Origin of the sequence: Paenibacillus camerounensis (assembly GCF_000723885.1) — a bacterium.
Lineage (GTDB): Bacteria > Bacillota > Bacilli > Paenibacillales > Paenibacillaceae > Paenibacillus_AQ > Paenibacillus_AQ camerounensis.
In genome coordinates this window covers 69,072-89,505 of the sequence record NZ_CCDG010000042.1, presented here as the reverse complement: position 1 = coordinate 89,505, position 20,434 = coordinate 69,072, and the positions used below count along the sequence as shown (strand labels likewise).

At 50.8% G+C, this 20,434-nt stretch carries 19 protein-coding genes; 16 read left to right on the top strand and 3 right to left on the bottom strand.

Annotated elements, in window-relative coordinates:
• Positions 1-94: 94 nt before the first annotated feature.
• Entirely contained in the window at positions 95-1,501 is a 1,407-nt protein-coding gene (locus tag BN3772_RS16855; RefSeq protein ID WP_042200899.1) for a helix-turn-helix domain-containing protein, read from the top strand.
• A 165-nt stretch (positions 1,502-1,666) separates the two neighbouring features.
• Here BN3772_RS16855 and BN3772_RS16850 read toward each other — a convergent pair whose 3' ends face one another.
• Positions 1,667-2,866 carry a polysaccharide deacetylase family protein gene (locus BN3772_RS16850; RefSeq protein ID WP_052380551.1) on the bottom strand — a complete coding sequence of 400 codons (1,200 nt, stop codon included), beginning with the start codon at positions 2,864-2,866 and terminating at the stop codon, positions 1,667-1,669.
• Positions 2,867-3,047: 181 nt separating this feature from the next.
• Between BN3772_RS16850 and BN3772_RS31650 the strand changes: the two genes are divergently transcribed.
• The 3 genes from BN3772_RS31650 (at position 3,048) to ilvA (ending at position 7,329) form a co-directional block, all read left to right on the top strand.
• Positions 3,048-3,287: a Spo0E family sporulation regulatory protein-aspartic acid phosphatase gene (locus tag BN3772_RS31650; protein ID WP_086074620.1), complete on the top strand. Its 240-nt coding sequence runs from the start codon at positions 3,048-3,050 to the stop codon at positions 3,285-3,287.
• 428 nt (positions 3,288-3,715) lie between these two features.
• Positions 3,716-5,896, top strand: coding sequence for a methyl-accepting chemotaxis protein (locus tag BN3772_RS16840; RefSeq protein ID WP_042200898.1), 2,181 nt, complete (start codon positions 3,716-3,718; stop codon positions 5,894-5,896).
• 170 nt (positions 5,897-6,066) lie between these two features.
• Positions 6,067-7,329: a threonine ammonia-lyase IlvA gene (ilvA, locus tag BN3772_RS16835; protein ID WP_042200897.1), complete on the top strand. Its 1,263-nt coding sequence runs from the start codon at positions 6,067-6,069 to the stop codon at positions 7,327-7,329.
• An 86-nt stretch (positions 7,330-7,415) separates the two neighbouring features.
• Here ilvA and BN3772_RS16830 read toward each other — a convergent pair whose 3' ends face one another.
• Positions 7,416-8,342 (bottom strand): hypothetical protein, encoded by a 927-nt coding sequence (locus BN3772_RS16830; RefSeq protein WP_042200896.1) that lies wholly within the window; start codon positions 8,340-8,342, stop codon positions 7,416-7,418.
• Between the two features lie 40 nt (positions 8,343-8,382).
• Positions 8,383-9,045: a DUF1129 family protein gene (locus BN3772_RS16825; protein WP_042200895.1), complete on the bottom strand. Its 663-nt coding sequence runs from the start codon at positions 9,043-9,045 to the stop codon at positions 8,383-8,385.
• 183 nt (positions 9,046-9,228) lie between these two features.
• Between BN3772_RS16825 and BN3772_RS16820 the strand changes: the two genes are divergently transcribed.
• The 12 genes from BN3772_RS16820 (at position 9,229) to BN3772_RS16765 (ending at position 20,130) form a co-directional block, all read left to right on the top strand.
• Positions 9,229-9,429 (top strand): hypothetical protein, encoded by a 201-nt coding sequence (locus BN3772_RS16820; protein WP_042200894.1) that lies wholly within the window; start codon positions 9,229-9,231, stop codon positions 9,427-9,429.
• 225 nt (positions 9,430-9,654) lie between these two features.
• Complete coding sequence (locus BN3772_RS16815) at positions 9,655-10,485, top strand: alpha/beta hydrolase family protein (RefSeq protein WP_042200893.1); 831 nt, start codon at positions 9,655-9,657, stop codon at positions 10,483-10,485.
• A gap of 83 nt (positions 10,486-10,568) precedes the next feature.
• Positions 10,569-11,345, top strand: coding sequence for a DODA-type extradiol aromatic ring-opening family dioxygenase (locus tag BN3772_RS16810; RefSeq protein ID WP_042200892.1), 777 nt, complete (start codon positions 10,569-10,571; stop codon positions 11,343-11,345).
• A gap of 134 nt (positions 11,346-11,479) precedes the next feature.
• The gene (locus BN3772_RS16805; protein ID WP_042200891.1) at positions 11,480-12,580 is read left to right on the top strand and encodes a DUF3048 domain-containing protein; all 1,101 of its coding nucleotides are present in this window, start codon (positions 11,480-11,482) and stop codon (positions 12,578-12,580) included.
• Positions 12,581-12,787: 207 nt separating this feature from the next.
• Positions 12,788-13,405, top strand: a complete 618-nt coding sequence (locus BN3772_RS16800) for a DUF47 domain-containing protein (RefSeq protein ID WP_042172724.1) — start codon at positions 12,788-12,790, stop codon at positions 13,403-13,405.
• A 13-nt stretch (positions 13,406-13,418) separates the two neighbouring features.
• Positions 13,419-14,408, top strand: a complete 990-nt coding sequence (locus BN3772_RS16795) for an inorganic phosphate transporter (RefSeq protein ID WP_042200890.1) — start codon at positions 13,419-13,421, stop codon at positions 14,406-14,408.
• A gap of 361 nt (positions 14,409-14,769) precedes the next feature.
• On the top strand, positions 14,770-15,498 hold the full coding sequence (locus BN3772_RS16790; RefSeq protein WP_042172728.1) for an amino acid ABC transporter ATP-binding protein: 729 nt from the start codon (positions 14,770-14,772) through the stop codon (positions 15,496-15,498).
• A 31-nt stretch (positions 15,499-15,529) separates the two neighbouring features.
• Positions 15,530-16,375 (top strand): glutamate ABC transporter substrate-binding protein, encoded by an 846-nt coding sequence (locus tag BN3772_RS16785; protein WP_042200889.1) that lies wholly within the window; start codon positions 15,530-15,532, stop codon positions 16,373-16,375.
• A 147-nt stretch (positions 16,376-16,522) separates the two neighbouring features.
• Positions 16,523-17,173 carry an amino acid ABC transporter permease gene (locus BN3772_RS16780; RefSeq protein ID WP_086074619.1) on the top strand — a complete coding sequence of 217 codons (651 nt, stop codon included), beginning with the start codon at positions 16,523-16,525 and terminating at the stop codon, positions 17,171-17,173.
• A gap of 25 nt (positions 17,174-17,198) precedes the next feature.
• Entirely contained in the window at positions 17,199-17,849 is a 651-nt protein-coding gene (locus BN3772_RS16775) for an amino acid ABC transporter permease (protein WP_042200886.1), read from the top strand.
• Positions 17,850-17,934: 85 nt separating this feature from the next.
• The gene (locus tag BN3772_RS16770) at positions 17,935-19,224 is read left to right on the top strand and encodes a sensor histidine kinase (RefSeq protein ID WP_042200885.1); all 1,290 of its coding nucleotides are present in this window, start codon (positions 17,935-17,937) and stop codon (positions 19,222-19,224) included.
• Between the two features lie 3 nt (positions 19,225-19,227).
• Positions 19,228-20,130, top strand: a complete 903-nt coding sequence (locus BN3772_RS16765) for a response regulator (protein ID WP_042200884.1) — start codon at positions 19,228-19,230, stop codon at positions 20,128-20,130.
• Positions 20,131-20,434 lie beyond the last annotated feature (304 nt).

The window sequence follows — 20,434 nt, the reverse complement described above, 5'->3', positions numbered from 1 at the left end:
TATATTTGTAATATATTAGAAGAAGTTATCATTTCTCAGCGAAGCACTTGCGGATGTTGCCGGCATTTCTGATGTTCCTCCAGGAGGTGGTTAGATGATCTACACAACCACGATTCGCAGCGAGCTGGAAGGCTTTATTGAACGGGAAGGCTTGAATCTTAGCCAGCTAGGCAGAAGAGCAGGCCTGAATGCCGGAACGGTCAGTTCCTTAATGAAGGGAAGCCGGGTCTTGGCGATTGACCAGCTGGACAGAATTACCAGAGTGCTAGGCTTGCCTGAGGGCCATTACTATGAGCAGTATATTCAGGAGTGTATTGTAGAGACCGTGCCTAACTGGCGCAGAATCAGACCGTTTCTGTTCCGGTGTGCGGAACTGGATTGCCTGTCTTGTATCCGCCAGTCGGTGCAGATGCTATTGGACAATCTGACATATTCGCCGCTGCTGTTTGAGGTTGCTGAAGAATTTTTTGCTTCAGGTAAACCGGAAGCTGCTGCTATCCTCTATGAAAGTGTTGCCGCCAGTGAACGGAGACAGCATTCAGAACGCCTGGCCTTCTGCCAGTACCGGTTATTTACGCTAAGACAAGGTGATGACCAGGAGCGGAATCTGCAGGCTGCCATTCAATTTGAGCCTTATGTGGACAGGCTGGATGAGCTTGATCAGCTGGATGCCCTTAGGGAGTTAGCCAATACATACAAGTCATTACAACGATGGGATAAGGTTGATGAGATTGCAGCAGAGCTTGGCAACAAGGCCGAGATACAGCTTAGGCTGGCATCCCAGCCCGGGCTCAAGAGAGAGGCAACGGATAAGAAGCTGAAGCGGCCGCTGTTTGCTTATTTAACATTTTCAAATCTGCTGCGCGGCGGTGTGTGTGATTCGAGAGGTGCTCATAAAGAGGCGCTTGAATACGCCTACCGGTATGCTGATTTAAGCTGGGTTAAGGATCGGGATGAAGAAACGGAGAAATGGGTTAAGCTGTTTGAGGGTTGGGCTAAAGCGAATATATTCGTGTGTAAGCTTATGATCGGAGATGAGCGTTTCATTCCTGAATATGCAGAATTCATTGAGCAGGACGAAGAAGAACTGCTGATAGGAATTCTGAATATTACCAAGGCTGCAAATAGATTTGATTATAATATCGATGTTATTCTGGAGAGGTTCAAGCCCCGGCTCATGTTCTATCTTTCAATGCAGTCAGAGTCTGCGGGCATTTATACACCTCAGATTATAGATGAAGAATCTACAGAGTGCTGCTATCAGTTAGCTTATTACTATCTATCGAATGAGCTATATTCAGAGGGTTTCCGATATGTGCTGGCTGGTTTGGAGAAGGCGGAGTTTATCAATAACGAAGCCCGTATACTATCATTTGTGCGGTTGTTTGAACAATTCCGGGATTACGCATCATTTGATATACAGCAGCAATACCAAAATTCAATGAAAAAGGGGTTTGTTCAGGATGAAAAGAAAATTAGCAGGATTGTTAGTAGTAAGTAGCTTGTTGCTAGGGGTATTAGTCGTTCCTGGTATTACTAAAGGAAGCCCTTTTACTCCTTCCAATATCCATGGCTGTCTGTAATTAGATTGACTGAGACCAGCCTTCCGGCTGGTCTTTTACTTTATTATCATCGTTTGCAGCTCAATCACTTAGACAAGCAGGGGCTATTTCAGCGTTACACCATCCGTGCTCAGGCTGCCGGGTGTCAGCTTCAATGTGCGGGTGTCCGGATCATAGTCCATCTCAACCCCCAGCGCATTGCATAGGGGACTTAACGGAACCAGCAGTATTCCATCCCTCAACTGCGGCTGAGTCCAGGCAAGAGGAACCTTATTTGAATTAATTATCATTTCCATCAGCGGCTCAGCATGTTTCAAAGATTCTATGAATTGGTCCGGGGAGAGGGTGCTGTCTCCTTTGTTGATCCGTGGTGCAACTGGTGTCATTCTGGAGCTAAGGCCTTCACGGATACTGAATTTCATATCGATTCCGATTGAGTTGCTCGCTTCCAGCAGCCAGTCATTAAATGAACCATAAGGAAAAGCAATCGCCGAATCTATATTACCCAGCTCTTCCTTAAGCCTGCGTTCCGCCAGAGCCAGGTCCCCGATTACTCTTCTGTAGTATTCTTCATTCAGCTCATTTCGGTTCTCATCATTTATGTACAGCAAGCTACTTGCCGCCGGACGGGTTCCCCCTTCTGCGTCGACAATGCCGTAATGATGCAGATTGTAGGTATGATTATAGAAGCTCATTCCAGCGCTTTTCATCTCACGCATCTGCTCCCAGGTAAGCTTGGGTACCTTCTTTCCATCCGGATTGTCAACGTCAGAAGCAATGATGAAGTTAGCCGCAGTGTAGCCGTGCTTTTGCAGAATGGGAAAGGCCAGCGTATAGAAGCTCTCATAGCCATCATCAAAAGTCAGTAAAACGGCATTATCGGGAACCAGAGCGTTCTCCAGCATAAATTGCCGGTATTGCTTCATCGTAATAACCTGAAAGCCTTCCTGCTTCAGCAGCTGCATATGCTCATCGAACTGTCCTGCGGTTAATACGCCCGGGTTCAGCGATACGGGTTCACCGGTGAGGTGATGGTACATCAGCACCGCCACCTGATTCTTGTAATAAATACCTTGTGGAAGCGAAGCCTGCTCCTGCCAGCTGATCCGGGCATTCAGCACCTGCTCGGCCACGTCTTTAGCAAGCATAACTTCATGGTCCTGGGCCAGTGTATAGTTATCTGTTGTAATCTTGCATCCGTCGACACCGGTAATTTCGAGCTTGGCCGTAACATTATCCATTAGTGCAAACCAAAAAATGAATAGCAGGATAACAACGTAAATATAGCGTCTATTTGTTCTCACTGTTAAATTCTCCCATATCTTATTTACATTTCTAAAGTATAAAACGCTTCAGACAGTGAAAATTGTGACATGGTTAATAAGCATCAGCTAGTAAATACCCTGATTTATGATTTATCTGAAAAAAGTTTCACATAGAGAAACGCATACTATTCTAAAATACTATCGAAAGGAGGGATAAAAGGTGAAAGATTCAGAATGTATGAAGCACAGTATTGAGCAGGCACGCTATAAGCTGAACAAGCTTGAACAGCAATTCGATCTCTTACATCCCGTGGTGCTCCATCAATCGATGGTACTCGATGAACTTATAAATGAATACAACCGGTATTGCTTCAGACGTGCTATGGGAGCCCTGCGCAGTAAGTCCCCGGCCGCCCAGGCTACCCGGGTTGAACAGCCGCGTCAGCTGAGCTTCAGCTAAACGCCCCCCCCGGATACATAGCGTGTGAAATTTTTTTATGTAGCAGCGGCAAAACGTTTGCACAACAAGAGGACTAGTCTTTTGCCGCTTCTGCACCCTTCCCCCTAATGGCCCCATACACTGCTTAAGCCGCACATCCGTTCCACCTTAGGTCTACCCCTGACAACAAACCTTACATCATATTCAATGAAAGCCTCCTTTTACCGATAAATCAGCTAATGCAGCGGACTTTTTATCTGGAAAAGTTTATTTAAACATGGATTTTTATGAAAAAACCTGACATGGTCACAGTATTTTCACAGCTCAAGGTAAAACGGTAAAGGGATAAAGAGTTTTTTTGCAGAAATAAGCAGAAATAAGTCGAAAACAACTGGATAATTTCATAAGAGGGTACGGTCGGCTCATATTTAGAAAAAGGGGGGAGCCCTATGGCACTAAGAAAAAATAAGCAAGAGAAGAGCAAGAAGGGGCAAAAGCCGGAACTATTGGCTGTGGACGGGCAGGGGAAACCCGCCGCAGGGTATTCAAAGGGGGCAGCCAAGCCGCTCTCCACGCTGCAATCGCTGATTGAACCGGTCCGCAATATGGGCATCCGGGGGAAGCTGTTCTTGTCAGTCATTGTGTCGGTGGTCGTCATTATTGTTGCTGTAGCTCTGGTTATCTATAGCAATGCCAAGCAGATCATTGTTGAGGATCTGAACAGCTCGCTATCCTACGAAAAGGAAAAGATCAACGTAAAGGTCAATGACCTGCTTCAGCCAGCCTCAGAAAGTGTGGAGCTGCTGAATGCCAATAGTTATATCCGTGATTTTATCAGCAATGTGGAATCAGCCGATACGGTGAAGACGACAGACGGCTATATCGAGCTCATTGAGACACTTAATCTGATCAAGAACAGCAATAAGAACCTGCTTAATGTCTATATTGGACTGGATGCGGTGAACAAGGTGATTACCCAGGCTGAATTCGAGCCTCCGGCCGACTTCAATATGAAGGAGCGCAGCTGGTATACATCTACTGCCCGGAATAACCGGGTGACGGTAACCGATCCTTATATTGATGCAGGCTCAGGAAAAATGGTTGTGAGTGTCACTGCGCCGATTCAGAATAATGCCGGCAAGCTGATCGGGGTAGCCGGGGTGGATATTTCAACGGAGCAGATTACCCGGGCCCTGAGTGAGTTCAATTACAACGGCAGCGGATTTGCGATTCTGATTGATAAGACCGGAACGTTCATCTATCATCCGGAGCCTGATAATATTCTGCTCAAGACCATGGGGGATCTCGGTCCGGACTGGAAGGCTGTCGGCGATAAAATGGTCCAGTGGGGGGCAAATGTAATTACCTCGGATATTGACGGTACGGACAGTTATGTTTCCTATGCTCCTGCTGTGCAGGGTCAGTGGTCGGTTGCGCTGATTGTTCCCCGGGCGGATGCGGAGAAGGTTCTGACGACCTTCAAGCTGATCTTTTTGATGGCGGTTATCGGCGCTGTGGCCGTAATGTCTGTGCTGCTCTATTTTGTCTCGAATAGTATTCTGAGGCAGATTCCAATCCTGACGGCAGCATTCCGGACTGCGATGACCGGTGATATGTCAGTGCGGGCTAAGGTAACGGCCAAGGGGGAAATCGGGCTGCTCGCCGACGGCTTTAACGAGATGATTGCAACCCAGCAGAAGCTGATTCAGGATATTAAGATGAGCTCAGGCAGTATCTCCAGAGCGCTCGACAATACGGAGAAAAATGTATTTGCGCTGGATGGAAGCATCTCGGAAATCTCGGCGATTACCGAGGAGTTGTCTGCCGGGATGCAGCAGACGGCAGCCTCAATGCAGGAGATGAATGCAAGTACAGATGAGATTGAGCATGCAGTGAACGGGATTGCCCGCAAAGCCCAGGAAGGCGCCGAGGCAGCCGGCCGGATTAATGAACGTGCGGACAGGCTGAAGGAAGCGGCTGCCGCTTCAAGGATGCAGGCGGATGCAGTATACGGCCAGAGTGAAGAGAAGCTGCGCAGTGCAATTGAGCAGTCCAAGTCAATAGCCCAGATTCAGCTGCTGTCCGGGGCTATTCTTGAAATTGCCGCCCAGACCAACCTGCTGTCGCTCAATGCCTCGATTGAAGCAGCCAGAGCAGGCGATGCGGGACGCGGGTTTGCCGTTGTAGCGGAGGAGATCCGTAAGCTGGCTGATACCTCACGCGAGACCGTTTCCGAGATTCAGAATGTTACAGAGGCAGTAGTAGACGCTGTTGCCAAGCTGGTAGACGGGGCGGAAAATATGCTGCGCTACATGGGCGGCCAGGTTCGCAAGGATTATGACTCCATGCAGGAGACCGGCGAACGTTACAGCGAAGATGCTGTATATATTGAGGCGCTGGTAACGGACTTCAGTGCGACCTCTGAACAGCTGCTCGCCTCCATCCAGAGTATGCTGACAGCTATTGCGGAGACCAGCAGTGCTACGAATGAGGGGGCTGCAGGGGCCGGCAGCATCGCTGTCCAGGCAGAGCAGATTATCGGCAAATCAGGCGGAATCGTCGCCGAGATGGAAGACATCAAGCTCAGCTCGGCTCAGCTGCAGCAGGCTGTGTCCCGCTTCAAAGCTTAACCGCTGTAAGTTCTTTAGCCAGCTTCGCCGTGAACGCGCGAAGCTGGTTTTTTGAGCTTGGAGCGGGCTGGAGTATTGCCGGGAGCAGACAGTACTTGATAAAATGTCTTTGGGAGAGTATGTTACAAGAAGCAAAAATTTAAGATAGAGACAGTGAGGCGAGGAACTTGATGAGAGACGGCGAAGACCGGATCGTAGGAATGGAAGATATTGTGCGGGCACACCATGTGCTGCGGGAGGTCATTGTCCGTACACCGCTTCAGCTGGATGCGGTGCTGTCGGCCAAATACGGCTGTAATGTATATTTAAAGCGCGAGGATTTGCAGATTGTCCGTTCCTTCAAGATTCGCGGAGCTTATAATATGATCCGCAGCCTGTCTGCTGAGGATAGAGCCAAGGGAATCGTCTGTGCAAGCGCAGGCAACCATGCGCAGGGTGTAGCGTATTCCTGCAAAGCACTAGGGATTAAAGGCAAGGTCTACATGCCAAGTACAACTCCTAACCAGAAGATTAAGCAGGTCCGGCGCTTCGGCGGCGAATTCGTAGAGGTTATTCTCAAAGGGGATACCTTTGATGATGCCTATGAGGAAGCACTACAGGCTTGCATTGATCATAGCATGACCCTGATTCATCCGTTTGATGAGCCGCGGATTATTGCCGGTAACGGCACGATTGCCATGGAGGTTATGGAAAGCCTGGACAAGCCGGCGGACTTTGTGTTCGTTACGATTGGCGGGGGAGGTCTGGCTGCAGGTGTAGCTACCTATGTGAAGACCGTAAGCCCGGCTACAAAGGTTATCGGAGTGGAGCCTACAGGAGCAGCTTCCATGAGTGAAGCCTTGCAGCGCGGTGAGGTGGTTACCCTTAGTGAGATTAATAAATTTGTGGACGGCGCGGCTGTTAAGCGTGTCGGCGGCCTGACCTTTGACATCTGTTCCCGTCACCTTGATGATGTGGTCAAGGTACCTGAGGGCAAAGCATGCACGGCCATTCTGGAGCTGTACAACGAGAATGCAATTGTTGTTGAGCCGGCCGGCTCGCTGACAATTGCGGCACTGGATATGTACCGTGATCAGATCCGCGGCAAGACGGTTGTGTGTATCGTCAGCGGCGGGAACAATGATATTGACCGGATGCAGGAGATTAAGGAGCGCTCACTGATCTATGAAGGGCTTAAGCATTACTTCATGGTTAACTTCCCGCAGCGTGCCGGAGCGCTTAAGGAATTCCTGGCCGAGGTGCTCGGTCCTGATGATGATATTACCCGGTTCGAGTATACGAAGAAAAATGATAAAGAGAACGGACCGGCGCTTGTCGGTATCGAGCTGTTCCAGCGTGAGGATTATGAGCCGCTGATTGAGCGGATGAAGCAGAAGGGCGTCGATTATACCGAGATCAATAAGGAACCGAATTTATACAATATGCTGATCTAGCAGAAAAAAGGCCCGTCTGAGGAGAATACTCCGCAGGCGGGCCTTTTCTTTGTAAGGGCAGGAATAAGCCCGGGTCTCTTCCTAAGCTAGGATACAGGCACCTCTGCCTTCCTGTAGCTCTCCACAGCGTCGTCCAGCTTGAAGCCGTTCTCCTTCAGCAGCTTCATAAAGCCTTCAAGCTTATCCAGGAAGGGGCTGCTTCCGGTGTTTTTGGAGAGAATGCTGCTGTAAGCCTTCTGGGCCTCCAGATCCATCTCCAGACTGTCATAATGGAAGAGCGGTGTATTGTTCTGACCATAGAAGGTGTCGGTCTCATACATCGTGTACAGCTGCTTGACCGCAGCTATACGGTTGGACTTCGGATGGGTCCGGACGAACTGCTCCTGGCTGAGCGCTCTGGCAGCCACCTCAGACCAGCCGATGACCAGCCCGTTATCCTTAGAGGAGGGGAGCGCAGACTCAGCAGCCATTATCGTGATGTAATCCCGGATATCGCTTGTGACGTACAGCTTATACTTGCGGTAGGCTGCATAATCAATCACCGGGAAAAAAGTGCCCTCCGCCGTCTCCAGCTTATACCCGCTCTCTCCGGCTCCTTGGAGCAGAGTGCGCAGGCTGCTGTCGTCTGTACTCTCGGCAAGCTTAGCCATACTTGCGCCCGCCGTGTAGAGGGAGCCGAGCCTGCGCTGTACAGCGCTGTTATTGAATTTGCTCTCCCAAACCTTCAGCCCGGCCTTGTGCACGTTCTCCAGCTTCAGGACCAGAACAGTAGCCTGATAAGGGGTAACAGCATAAATATTGCTGTTGATATAGCGTACTGCCTGAGGCAGCTTTCCGGAGTCAGTAAGCAGCGGCAAGGCGGCTGTATAAACCGCCTGGGTATGGCTGCTGCCTGTGGCTGATGCGGCAGCCTTGGAGGCTCCGGCACCTGTGCCTTCGGCTTGAGCGGAATTAGCAGCAGACAGGCCGAGAATGAAGGCCAGTGCAGTCAGTAGAATGCTATGCTTCTTCATGGAAGTTTCCCCCTGTAGAGTACGGAATGGAATAAGAATTCTAGGATCTGAAGAATATAAGTTTCAGTCCAAGCCCTCCGGCTGCGCCTAATGCCAGGCTAACCCAGGGTGAGACTGTAATGACCGGAAACAGATTATCCAGAAAAACACCTGCAAATATAACAACGACAGCTACAACGATATAGATGCCAAGGGCCTTGATATTAAAGGTTGCAGGCTTCGGCGCATCATTCTCGGACAGGGAGGACATCCACCGTAGCAGCAGCTCCATCAGGACAATTGAGCCGAATCCCACTATAATCAGTGTAAAAACGCTCACTTTGCCGAAAAGATCCGCGTTGCCGCCGATCCCCTTCATTATAAGCCCGCCGGCTGCCAGCACCGAGAACATTAGGGTCAGGGCGGTCCAGGCAATCATTAAATAATAGTTCCGTCTGCTTCGTTCAGGCCGACTTGGGGCACTGCCCATAATATCTTTGAAATAATCCTCCGGATGTTCCCCGAAAATCTGCTTGGCACTTCTGCCTTTACTCTGTCCCTGTAGCAGCAGTGCGGCGGCCTCCAGGAGCAGCTCCTCCGCCCGGACCCGCTCTACGCGGCTTGCCCGCATAGCCAGAATCATATCCTCAAAATAAGAACGGTTAAAAGGGGTCATCTGCTCGCGCAGGGCGTTATTTTCCTTAATCATAGCTTTAACTTTCATAGCTGAATTATAAACCTCCAGAATAGGGTGTAAACGCAAAGCCTTCAACCTAGAGTATACGTTTGCCCGGCTGCTGTGTGCAAGGACAACCCTCCTGCAGTATGAATAATCTATTTTGGAAGAGTGAACACTAATCTTGTGATTAGCTTCACAAACAGGCAGGAGGAAGGGGCGGGTGGCGTTATGGATAATAAGGATAAACAACAGGCAGGGTCATTCAGCGGAGACGGCTTCGCGCCTGCAGAGAACAGCGGAGTCGGCGATTGGGGAGGCTCGGACGGCTTCAGCCTATGGGATGCGGCGGGACAAGAGACTGTGACAGGCTTTGAGGACTGGGAAGGCCGGCAGGAAACCCATGATATGTTTCACAACAGCTACGACTGAAACAGCCGGCCGGTTATGAATTATTCGCCTCTTGTGCTCCGGTGGAGCGGAAGGGGCTTTTTTGTGCCGGATGAGGAGCTTCAAGGTGAACTTGTCTGCCGGCGGCATTAATGTAATACTGTTGACAAAGGAAATGCAAAAAGTATAATAAAGATATTAATCATACTAAGTTAATCGGAATAATACAACATTGAAACAGTGTTTCTTTTAGAGGAGGATACGGCAATGGAGCGGAATATCGTTATCCGGTATGAACAGGAAGAGCTTACTGCGAGCATACATTATCCATCACGGGACAAGGGAGCTACCGGACGCTGCAAGGACCGGGTGCCGCTGGCCGTGATCTGCCACGGGTTCGTGGGCAACCGGATTGGTGTAGACCGGATTTTTGTAAAGGCGGCGCGTGAGCTGGCCAGTGACGGATACATGGTCATCCGCTTTGATTATGCAGGCTGCGGTGAGAGCACCGGGAATTATGGAAGCCAGGACATTGAGTCGCTGATTGCCCAGACCCGGGCGGTGCTGGACTACGGAATCGGCTCTGCAGATATTGATCCGCAGCGTGTAACACTGATCGGCCACAGCCTTGGCGGGGCAGTTGCACTTCTGACGGCTGCGCGTGACCGCCGGGTGAAGAATCTGGTGCTGTGGGCCGCGGTTGGCTACCCGTTCAACGACATAGTCAAGATTGTAGGCAGAGACGCCTATGACCGCTCCGTCAAGGAAGGTGCCGCCGACTATGCAGGCTATTCCTTTACTCCTGTATATTTCAATTCCCTGGCGGCCTTCCAGCCGTTCCAGGAGGCAGGCAAATTCAGCGGGGATGTGCTGGTTATCCACGGTACTTCAGATGAGATTATCCCCGTCGATTACGCGTTTCTCTATCAGAAGCTGTTCTGGACCCGTCCGGAGGGGCGCTGCGACAAGGAGATTATTTTCCAGGCGGATCATACCTTCTCGTCAGGTCCTGCCCAGGATCAGGTGCTGAAGCGGACCAAGGAATGGATGAATCAGCAGGAGCATCTGCAGCAGGAGTGGCAGAACTGGATGATCTGATGCGTGCCGCTGCTCGCATTCCCTAACGATAAGCGTTAAAATAAAGGAGCAGACCATATACTGGGATATGGAGGTAGGCTCCTATGAAATTACCGGCATTTTTTATCGCGCACGGCTCCCCGCTCCTGGCAATGGAGGATAATGAATACACCCGCTTTCTGGAGCGCCTTGGACAGGATCTGGAAAGGCCGCGGGGGATTGTTGTTTTCTCGGCACACTGGGACAGTCCTGAGCAGCTGATTACGGTAGATGCACAGCATGAAGCGCAGCATGATTTCTATGGGTTTCCGGAGGAAATGTACTCGCTGGCTTACCCGGCCCCGGGTGATCCTGCACTGAGCAGCCGGATTTCGGAGCTGTTCAGCAAAGGGAACCTCTCCCATCAGCCTATTTTGGGCCGGGGCCTGGATCATGGTATATGGGTGATTCTAAGCAAAATGTTCCCGCAGGCCGATATTCCGGTCGTGGCTTTATCTGTTGATTCTCTGCGTTCGCCGAAGGAGCAGTACAGGATCGGTCAGATGCTGGCTCCGCTGCGTGAGGAAGGGATTCTCCTGCTGGGCAGCGGCGGACTCGTTCACAATCTGCGGCTCCTGAAGGAAGATGACCAGCCTGAGCCGTGGGCTCTGGAGTTCGATGAGTGGCTGGCCGAAGGCCTCCGGAACTGGGATCTGCCCGCGTTGTTCGCCTATGAGCAGAAGGCGCCGCATGTGCGGGCTGCCGTTCCATCCTATGGCAAGGAGCATTTTGTCCCGCTCTTCTACATTATGGGCACAGCTGATGCCGGCAGGCAGGCGCAGCTGATGATTCAGGCCTACCAGTACGGAACACTAAGCCTGAATTGCTGGATGGTCGATTAACATTAATAACATAAGCTAAGGATATGGCCGATATAGAGGCTGTATCCTTTTTTTGCGGTCTCCTTCAAGACAAAGGGGACAGGCTATGCTTAAATAGAGGAAGCGGTTCCAGATTTTGAGGAGGAATAACAGAAATGATGATAAACCGCAATGCTTCCCGGTTGCTTACCGGGCTTATGCTTGCTTCAATGCTGCTCTCCGCCTGCGGCGGCGGAAACACAGCGCCGGAAGCGGCTCCGACGCCAGCAGCCTCTGCATCACCGCTGCCAAGCGCGCTGCCGGAAGCTTCGCCGACGAAGGCTCCTTCCGCGAGGCAGGTCTCCGGCCTGACGGGTCTGCCGGTGGAGGAAGGCAGCCTGCCGCGCCCGCTGGCCGTTATGATCAATAACGCGCCCGCCGCCCGGCCGCAGTCCGGCATCAGTGAAGCGGATGTGCTCTACGAGGTACTGGCGGAGGGCGGGATTACACGGCTGATCGGCATTTTCCAGAGCCACACCGGTGTGGTCAAAATCGGCCCGATCCGCAGCATCCGCCCCTATCTGCTGGATCTCGGAGAGAGCTTTGGCGGAGTGACAGTTCATGCCGGAGGCAGTCCTGCGGCTTATGCTATTCTGCAGCGGCAGAAGAAGGCGGATATGGATGAGATCGGCAATGCCGGCGCGTATTTCTGGCGTGATAAGGAGCGGAAGGCGCCGCATAACCTGTACAGCAATGCAGCCAAGCTGCTGGAAGGGGCTGATAAGCTGGGCTACTCCGCAAGCATCGGGGTCCCGTCTTATGTGTTCACTGATCCTGATTACCTCCCTACAGAAGGAGCGCCAGCAGCGGAGCTGAGTATTCATTTTCTGCTGCAGAGTTATACGGTAGGCTATAAATATGATACGGAGCGCCGGAGCTATGCCCGTTCTGTCAACGGTAAAGCGCATTTGGACCTTAACAATAATAATCCGGTGGAAGCGGCTAATATCTTGGTCATTGGGGCAGACCATAAGGTGTTGGATGATGTCGGGCGGCTGCAGATTGATGTGGAGCTTGGCGGTGAAGCAATGCTATTCCAGCGCGGTACAGTCCTTACAGGCAAATGGGCACGGAAGCCGGATGACATGATCCGTTTTGTGAAAACGGATGGAACTGAAGCTTTAATGTACCCGGGAATTACGCATGTCCTGATCGTGCCGAACAGCCCGTCCTTTTCAAGTCACGTGGAGTATACAGCTGCACCAAGCCCAAACTGAAGACGAACGAAAAAATGGCGGTTCAGAGAATTGTTAAGTAAGTTCGACGAAATTGTTAATATAACGTAAAAAAGTTCGCTTTTTTTCTTCTATCCCCAGTGTGGATATGATAAGATAACAAGGGTTGTCATTCATTTTCATGCTGCTTACATTTTGGATGGCATTCCAGACTCTCACGGCAATTTTATGTAAAGGGGTTTAAAGGAAATGAAGTTGAAAAAGAAGGATATTTTCTTTGAGACACTAGAAAATATGGCGGATACCATCGTTCAGTCAGCTGATTATTTCGCTCAGAATATCAGTAATCTCCGGGAAAATATCGATACTTTCGCTGCAGTGATGAAGAAATACGAATCCCAGTGCGATACGTACACGCACACTGTTATCAAGGAACTGAACAAGACGTTCATCACTCCGCTCGAACGCGATGACATTATGGATTTGATCACCAGCATGGATGATGTTATGGACGGCCTGGAGGCTTCTGCTTCACGTTTCTATATGTACAACCTGCTGGATGCTGATGAATATATCGTGCAGTTTGCTGAAATTCTCCGCCAGTCTGCCTATGAGATTCAAAAAGCGGTTCATCTGCTCTCGCAGAAGAAGCTGCTTGCCATCCGTGAGTATACGATTCGCCTCAACGACCTGGAGAACCAGGGTGATGAAGTGCTGCGGATCTGCACCAAACATCTTTTCGAAACAGTCAAAGACCCTATTGAGCTGATCAAGCGCAAAGAGCTCTACGAGCGGCTGGAGACGACCACGGATAAATGCGAGGACGTAGCCAACATGCTGGAATCGATCATCATGCGCAACTCATAAGGGGCTCTAAGATATGGAAACATCATTATTAATGCTGGGTTTTGTAATTTTTCTTGCACTGGCCTTTGATTTCATCAACGGCTTCCATGATACAGCGAACGCAATCGCCACTTCCGTCTCCACCCGTGCGCTTAAACCGCGTACCGCTATCATCCTTGCAGCACTCATGAACTTTGTAGGGGCGCTGATGTTCACAGGGGTAGCCAAAAAAATCGGCGGCAGCATTACCGATCCGACCTTGCTGGATAACGGGATAAATATAGTAGCAGCGACTCTGATTGCGGCTATTATCTGGAACCTGGTCACCTGGTGGTTCGGGATTCCTTCTTCCTCCTCTCATGCCCTGATCGGTGCTTTAGCCGGTGCAGTGTATGTAGGTGCAGGCTCCGACCATATTAAGTGGGAGGGCTTTATTGAAATAGTGGAGGGGCTTATTTTCTCCCCGCTGATCGCTTTTGTGATCGGTTATATTGTAATGACGATCCTGAAATGGATCTTTGCCAAACGCAGTCCGCATACCGTCAACAAAGGGTTCCGCTCCATGCAGGTCATTACGGCTGCATTGCAATCCTTTACGCACGGTACGAATGATGCCCAGAAGGCGATGGGGATTATCACCTTTGCGCTCGTGACCTCGGGACGCCTGGAAACGATGGAAGTTCCGCTGTGGGTAAAAATTGCAGCAGCAACGTCCATGGCACTAGGAACCTCAATCGGCGGCTGGAAAATCATCAAGACGATGGGTACGAAGATTTTCAAAATTGAGCCGATTAACGGCTTCGCTGCGGACATGTCTGCCGCATCCGTTATTTTTACCGCTACCCTGCTGCACCTGCCGGTCAGCTCGACGCATGCCATTACCTCGGCGATTCTCGGTGTAGGTTCGGCCAAGCGTTTCTCCGCAGTGAAATGGGGAGTAGCCGGACGGATTATTGTTACCTGGTTCATTACGATTCCGATCAGTGCAGTGCTGGCCGGATTAATCTGCAAGCTTTTCTTCTAAAAGGTAGGGTAATGAAGATGTCATGGAGGCCACTAACGGCTGCTGACATCTTTTTTTGTTGCCCAGGAGACCTACATACATACCGGATACAGCCGAAGACACCGCGAGGTGTCTTTTGTGCTTTACAAGAGAAAAGGTCACAAAAAGTCACATCAATCCGATAAAAAACATTAATCGGGGCAAAAAGAAAATGAAATATCTCACTTTCAGAAAATAAAATGACATGAAGTTTTACAATAAATCGTAGGATATTGTAGGATATGGTAGTCTTCGCAGTAAGGTGTGTTTTAAGTGTTACGATAGCTAACAGAGAACGGGTTAAAGCCAGCTAACTATAAAAGCTTGTAAAGGAGGACTGTCGTTGATTGATTTTCATCAGGTAGAGAAGCATTACGGGCATTTCCATGTGCTGAAAAGTATTGACCTGCATGTTGAGGAAGGGGAAGTGGTTGTTGTGGTTGGCCCTTCCGGGTCCGGTAAAAGCACAATGCTGCGCTGTATCAACCGGCTGGAGACGATAACCAGCGGCGGACTGACTGTTGACGGAATAACGGTAAATGAGCGCAAAACAGACATTAACAAGCTGCGCAAGGAGATCGGGATGGTGTTCCAGCATTTCAATCTGTATCCGCATAAAAAGGTGATCGACAACATTACGCTGGCACCGGTCAAGGTGCTCGGGCTGCCTAAGGCAGAGGCGGAGAAGACAGCCATGTATTACCTGGAAAAGGTCGGGATTGCCGATAAAGCACAGTCGTACCCGAACCAGCTGTCCGGCGGACAGCAGCAGCGTGTCGCTATAGCCCGGGGTCTGGCCATGAAGCCGAAGATTATGCTGTTCGACGAGCCCACCTCGGCGCTTGATCCGGAGATGGTCGGCGAGGTGCTGGATGTCATGCGTAACCTGGCCCGCGAGGGAATGACAATGGTGGTTGTGACACATGAGATGGGCTTTGCCAAAGAGGTTGCTGACCGGGTGATCTTTATGGATCAGGGACAGATTGTGGAGGAAGCGGCGCCGGCGGAATTCTTCGCCAGTCCCAAGGAAGAACGGACACGTACGTTTCTCAGCCGTGTGTTAAGCCATTAACCAAATATACAGATTATGGGGAGGAAGAGAAATGATGAAGATCAAGAGCGTGAAATGGGTAAGCCTGCTGCTGGTTGCTGCACTGTTCGTAATTGCCGGCTGCGGCAATAATAACACCGGGAATGCTGGGGGCGGTAATACTGCCGGAGAATCAACGGATTCGGCCGCGGTTGCCAAGATCAAGGAACGCGGCAAGCTGCTGGTCGGTGTGAAGTACGATACCCGGCTGTTCGGACTGAAGGACCCTGCTTCCGGTAACGTGGAAGGCTTCGATATCGATATCTCCAAAGCCATTGCCAAGCATATCCTGGGCGACGAAAACGCAATTGAGCTGAAGGAAGTTACGTCCAAGACACGGATTCCGATGCTGAACAACGGTGAGATTGATATGGTTGTAGCTACGATGACGATTACTGAGGAACGTAAGAAGGAAGTTGACTTCTCCGACGTATACTTCCAGGCCGGACAGTCTCTGCTCGTTAAAAAGGGCAGCCCGATCACCGGACTTGAAAGTGTAACTAAGGATACAAAGATCCTCGGCTCCAAGGGGGCTACTTCAATCAAGAACATCAAAGAAAAGGTTCCGGGCATCACTGTGCTGGAATTCGATAACTATCAGGATGCCTTCGCAGCCCTGAAGGCAGGCCAAGGGGATGCGCTGACAACAGACGATGCGATTCTGTACGGTATGGCTTCTCAAGATGAAGGCTACGAGGTTGTTGGCGAACCGTTCACGGATGAGCCTTACGGGATTGCTATACAAAAAGGTAACACTGACGTTGTTCAGGCTGTCAACGATACTTTGACTGAACTGAAGGCGAACGGTGAATACGATGCAATCTATACTAAATGGATCGGTAAAGCTCCAGCGAAATAAGCCTGGAATTATTCTTGCCCTATAAGGACAGCGAAACGGTACCCGGCCTGTACAGGTCGGCTCTGCCGTTTCTTCTTGTAAGAAGGGAAGACGCCAAAAACGGATAAGCGGGATATATTATTTTGCAGGCAAGGGTAGGTGAGAGTGATGGATTTTTCGATATTGACTAATTATTTTGATCTATATCTGAGAGGGTTCTGGGGGACTCTGCTGTCCAGTGTACTGGCACTGATCGGAAGCTTCGTGATCGGGACAGTAATTGCGGTGTTCCGGATTACTACCATTAAAGCACTGCGCTGGTTCGGAACGGGCTATGTGGAGTTCATCCGCAATATTCCGCTGCTGCTCGTGGTATGTATTTTCTATTATGGCCCGTCGGCAATCGGCTTTACGCTCGACGGCTTCAAGGCGGGAACGATCGGACTCGCGGTATATACCTCGGCTTTTATTGCTGAGGCGATCCGCGCTGGCATTATGGCTGTTCCTAAAGGGCAGATGGAGGCGTCCCGTTCGTCCGGCCTCAGCTATGTCCAGGCGATGGTGCATATTATTCTCCCGCAGGCAATTAAGCTGGTTATTCCGCCGCTCGGCAACCAGTTCATTAACCTGATTAAGAACTCGTCCGTGCTGACGCTTGTCGCCGGATTTGACCTGATGTACTTCGCGGACAGTATTTCCACGGAGACGTACCGTACGTTCGATACTTATATTTTTGTAGCGGTATTCTATCTGGTGCTCACTGTACCGCTTAGCTACGGCGTAAGGGTATGGGAACGCAGACTGCAGAGCAAGTACTAGAACGAAGCACCTGAGGAGGGATCGTATGGATTTTGCCGGTGCATTTTCACCCGCTAATTTAGTTTTTTTGATGGACGGCCTGTATATCACGCTGATTGTGGCATTTGTATCGATTATTCTGAGCTTTATCATCGGCGTAGTTGTCGGTGTGATCCGCTATGCGGAGGTTCCGGTGCTCTCACCGGTCATGTTCTTTCTGGTTGAACTGATCCGTAACCTGCCGCTGCTGCTGATTATTTTTTTCGTGCGCTTTGCGCTGCCGGAGATCGGGATCAAGCTGGGGCTGATTACAGCTGCAATTGCTGCACTTACCGTATTTGAAGCAGCAATGATTGCCGAGATTGTACGCGGAGGCCTGGCTGCTGTTGATAAAGGGCAGATTGAAGCCGCACGCTCGTCCGGACTCAGCAGCTTCCAGACCCTGTGGCATATTGTACTCCCGCAAGGACTAAGACATATGGTACCGCCGCTGGTCAGCCAGTTCATCTCACTGCTCAAGGATACGTCGCTGGCGACGATTGTTGCACTGCCGGAGCTGATGCATAATGCGAAGATTGTTATGGGCCAGAAGGAGAGCTACACGATTCCTATCTTATTGATGGTTGCCCTGATGTACTTCGTTGTGAATTACCTGCTGTCGCTGGTATCCAGACGCCTGGAGCATAAAACGGTATAATTTCAAGAATTAGTGTGTCAGGCATATAAAACAACCGTTTGTTATGGTAGTATAGTTGACAACAACATAAGCAGGAGTAGTGTTGATGGGACAATTTATACTCAAAAATAGAGCCGTGCAGATATTCATGGCAGCTTTCGGTACAGCAATAGCCGGAGAATTCAAAATCAATCCGTTTGACGGCGATGTTTTCCGGATTGCAATGGGCAGCAGTGCTTTTCTGCTGTTTTTGCTTTTAATGAGGCGTCTGCCTTATATTACGACAGGGATTGTCACGGGAATTGTGGTGCTGCTGTTCCGCACAGGGATGGATGCTGTGGGCGGCAGCGGAGCTTCGGCTATGGAGAGCCTGACAAGCCATTTCTCGGCAATGATCTACTATATGGTCTTCGCCGTGCTGATGAGTCTGATCAAAAGCCGGATCGATACGTTCCACCCGCTCGTGCTGGGCGGTGTTGCGGCGGTGATTGATCTCCTGTCGAACGAAATGGAGCTGCTGACCCGGCTGATTGTGCTGGATTCTGCCTCCTTCCGGCTGAATGAATGGACCTTTCTGATGGCGATAGCCGTCGTCCGCACGTATTTCACAACCGGTGTCTACAGCAGTATTGCTGTCAGCCAGCTGCGGATTACGCAGCGGGAGCAGAACCGGCGGATGGAGCAGATGATGAGCTTCAGCTCCGGGCTGTATGGTGAAGTCTTTTATCTGAAAAAATCAATTGGCACACTGGAGAGTGTTACGCTTAGCAGCTACGAGCTGTACCGCAGTCTTAAGGCGGAGGGGACGCAGCAGCCGTACAGCCGCCAGGTGCTTGATATCACGCAGCAGATTCATGAAGTGAAGAAGGATTCGCAGCGCATTCTGGCGGGGCTTGTGAAGCTGGCCGACCGTGAGGTGACCGGTGATCTGCCGCTGTCCGTCATTATGAATTTTGCGATGAAGAGCAATGCCAAATATGCCGAAATGCTCGGCAAGCACATTCAGTTCACTTTAAATATGACCTCAGACTATATTACCGCCAGCTATACTCCCCTGTTGACTCTGCTCGGCAATCTTACAGCGAATGCGGTTGAAGTGATACAAGGTAACGGCAGCATTACCCTGGATGTGCGAGAGGACGGGGAATATACCGTCTTTCGAGTGGCTGACAGCGGCGGCGGGATTAAGGAGCGTGACCGTGAGCTGCTGTTCGAGCCGGGCTTTACGACCAAGTTTAATCAGGAGGGTGTGGCGGCTACGGGGATCGGGCTGTCGCATGTGCGGGATATTGTCCATTTATTTGCAGGGCAGATTTCCGTTGATCCGGTCTCGGAGCTGGGCGGGGCCAGGTTTCAGATTAAGATACCGACAAGCGGGCTGCGGAAGGGGGAGTAGGGAATGCCGTTATCTTTCTGTATTGTGGATGATGATGCCACTGCCAGAAGAATGCTGCAGCATATCATCGAGGACAGCGGGCTTGGAGAAGTGGTTGGTACAGCGGAAGGCGGGCAGGACGGTGTGCGTCTGATTCTGGAGGAGCGTCCGGATATTGTGCTGATGGATCTGCTGATGCCGGACCAGGACGGCATCGAGACAATCGATTCCCTGCAGGCTCAGGGCTGCCGCTCCAAATTCGTCATGATCTCGCAGATCGAGAACGGGGATATGGTCGGGCGCGCCTACCGCAGCGGCATCGAGTTCTTCATCCGCAAGCCGATCAATAAGATTGAGGTCGAATCGGTGCTGCATAAGGTGAATGAGCGGTATGCGATTAACCGTTACCTGGATGAGATCAAGTCGAGCCTCGGCAAGCTGGAGGGGCTGCAGTTCGGACTGGTGCAGGCGGCGGTGAGCAAGCGGACCGTTAAAGAGATTATCCAGCCTATTCTGATGAATATGGGCATGATCTCGGAGGGGGGCAGCCGAGACATTATCCTGATGATGGAGCTGGTAGCGGCTAGAGAGGATAACCGCACACTTCCGCCGCTCAAGGAGCTGTACGAGATGGCTGCGGCCACCTATAAATCCTCGCCGCAAGAGGCCGCCAAGGAAGTGAAGGCAATCGAGCAGCGGCTGCGCCGTGCCCTGTCCGCAGGGCTGGCCAACCTCGCCTCAATCGGCTTGACCGACTACGGCAATCCGAAGTTCGAGCACTACGCGCCGCTCTATTTCGACTTCGAGGAGGTCCGGCTGAAGATGAAGGAGATTGAGCTGGGCCGGGATTCCGGCAAGGTGAAGGTCAACATCAAAAAGTTCCTGCAGGTGCTGCATCTGGAGCTGCTGGAGGGGCTTGGACGGTGAGGCGGGTTGCGGCTTATGGATACGGATACCGGATTAAGTGGAGTTAATTTGCGGAAGTAGCCTATCATCGGGCGCTTAATTGGAAAAAGGTAACTTAATTTCGCCAAAAAAGCGTCCAGAGCAATAAATGTGCCGAATTAACTGACGTTTTTCCAGCTAATCATGGTAAAGACCTTGGAATCCGCAAATGAAGTGGCGAAAATCAAACTAAATGCCGGCTGCCTAATATAATCAGGTTAAGTAAGGCGCCTGATATGCGGCTGACCTTTCATAGCCGGTTCAGCTTATAATGTTACGAAGTAAC